This is a genomic window from Vibrio sp. 10N.222.46.A1, assembly GCF_041473595.1.
GTDB lineage: Bacteria > Pseudomonadota > Gammaproteobacteria > Enterobacterales > Vibrionaceae > Vibrio > Vibrio tasmaniensis_A.
This window is the reverse complement of sequence record NZ_JBFRSN010000225.1, coordinates 1-2,304: the sequence shown is the minus strand read 5'-3', so window position 1 is coordinate 2,304 and position 2,304 is coordinate 1. Positions and strand designations below refer to the sequence as shown.

General features: G+C 42.6%; 2 protein-coding genes. Both read right to left on the bottom strand.

Features of this window, described 5'->3' with window-relative positions:
* Positions 1 to 393 precede the first annotated feature (393 nt).
* Positions 394 to 1,122: an HAD-IA family hydrolase gene (locus tag AB4496_RS07540; protein WP_032555040.1), complete on the bottom strand. Its 729-nt coding sequence runs from the start codon at positions 1,120 to 1,122 to the stop codon at positions 394 to 396.
* 208 nt (positions 1,123 to 1,330) lie between these two features.
* The coding region (locus AB4496_RS07535; protein WP_372130766.1) for an HD-GYP domain-containing protein at positions 1,331 to 2,304 on the bottom strand (974 nt) is incomplete at its 5' end.

Sequence of the window (2,304 nt, the reverse complement as noted above, 5' to 3'; positions counted from 1 at the left end):
TGCTTAATGCTTAATGCTCAGAATTAAGAACAAACCTAAGAAGGACTCATATAGAGTCCTTCTTTTATTGGTGTCGATTAATAACCATGGCAAATCCATACTCCTCAGTTATTAACATGAAGTAAGTCGCAAAGGAGGGATTAAGAGGAGCCAAAACTGTCTAATAATCGAGCTTAGGGGTAATCTATTTGAACGGGTCTTATTTTCGCTTACCCTTTTGCTGCAGGTGACACATAATGAATAAAACAGATGCACCATACACCGACGACATCACATGCCCTTTATGCCAACATGACGAATATCTACTTTCAGAAAGTGGAGAGAAGTTCACTTGTGCTGCATGTGGTTTCCACACAACACAATTAAGCAAAGTAGTCAGCCTTCAATTAGGCTCTACCCCACCAAAGCTCCAGAGTGCGGTATACCACCACTTGAGCAGCGCTTGCCATTAATCCAAATCGATATTTCTTCCAAACTGTAAATATCCTGAGCCGCTAGCTCTGCTATGTCGGCTTCGGTATTATCACTCAATGAACCTTCAAACGTTGGTCGCAATCTAAAAGATTGAATACCCGCACGAACCCCTGCTTCAATGCCTTTCACCGTGTCATCAACATAAATACATTCGTTTGGTAAAAAGCCCATATTCATTGCGGTATACATGATCAGGTCGGGCTCAGGTTTCCAGCTATTGGCATCAAAAGCTGAAAATACTTTGCCTTTGAAGTCGTCGAGCATTCCTGTCATAGCCAATGAGGATTCAACTCGAGATTTAGGCGCATTGGAAGCGATACAAAACTCAATGTCTTGTTGCTTGAGGAATTCAATAAGCTCAATAGCACCATCCATCGGTTTTAAATGGCGTTGGAACAAGGCTTCTAATTCAGTGCGATAAATCGGCTCGAGTGTATCGATGGAGATAGATAGCCCTAAACGTGCTTGCGTATCCATTAAGATGTCAGCTAGCTTCCCACCTTGAAAGTGCACATAGCAGTCATTAACGCTTAACTTAGCCCCAAAGCCAGAAAACACATTCACTAAGGCTTGGCAACACAGCTTCTCGCTATCGATGAGTGTTCCATCACAATCGAAAATTACACATTTAGTTTGTTCTAACCGCATAGCTCTCTCACTCGCATTGAATTCAAGTTTTATCCTATAGTGTTCTTTCAATACGCGTGATGATTAAGGTAACACTTTACCTATCGCCCCTTATTTCTCTACGCGAAATATGCAGTGGATCACTTTATGCCTAACCATAAGCAACAGTACTCATTAAATTAATATACTTTGAGCGTCACCAATCACGACTTTATTTGCCAATAAACCGTTAATTCACGGCCAATTCTTCAATAACAATAGGTTTATCCGTTAATTCAATGCGACATTCCGCGGTGATGGTATCTGGATACGAATCACGAATAGCAACAAACTCGGGTAAGTGGCTCAGTAGTAACTGAGTAAGCTCAGGGTCGAACTGACAGCCGCATTCTCTCTCGAACAAATCGATAACCATCTCTAATGGCCACGGCTCTTTGTAACAACGGGCACTGAGTAGTGCATCAAACACATCCGCGACGGCCGTAATACGGGCAAACAAGTGAATTTCGTCACCCACTTTGCCATTAGGATATCCAGCCCCATCCCAACGTTCATGATGCTCGTTGGCAATGATAGCAGCCAGATTGGTAATATCACCGGCTCCACTCTTCAATAAGTTATAGCCTGCCGTTGTGTGAAGCTTCATCACTTCCCACTCTTGCTCGGTCAATTTACCTGGTTTATCCAAGATTGATTCTGGGACTGAAATTTTACCCACATCATGCATCGGACTAATGATCTCTATCATCTCGACCTCGCGATGGCTCAAGCCACGATACTTAGCAAGCAACGCAGACAACTTGGCGACACGCTTAACGTGATTTCCGGTTTCGCCAGAGCGAGTTTCAATCGCCTCTCCGAGAACATGAATCATATCTTTTTGAATATTCAGTGTTTGCTTCTGAAGTTTTAAGATTCGTTTGCTCTTTTTAGCCAGTTCTTTCTTTTGGCGTAGAGTGACAAATTGCATCAAAATAATCAGGCTCAAACCTGCAATGACCATCGACAAACCCAATAGCAACTGAAAGTTTTTACGAATAAAGGATGAAGGCTCATTAATGAATACAGCCTCATCAGGTAGCGCACTCTCACGGATACCGAACTTTTTCATCGCTGGATAATTGAAAACAAAACGTTTGTTATCACCTGGCGTTAAAGGTTCGCTGAAACCAAGAGGTAGGTACTTATCGAGCGCCTTAACCG

Excerpts from the sequence above, each read along its gene's own strand:
- AB4496_RS07540 (WP_032555040.1), bottom strand. The coding sequence starts at position 1,122 with ATGCGGTTAGAACAAACTAAATGTGTAATTTTCGATTGTGATGGAACA.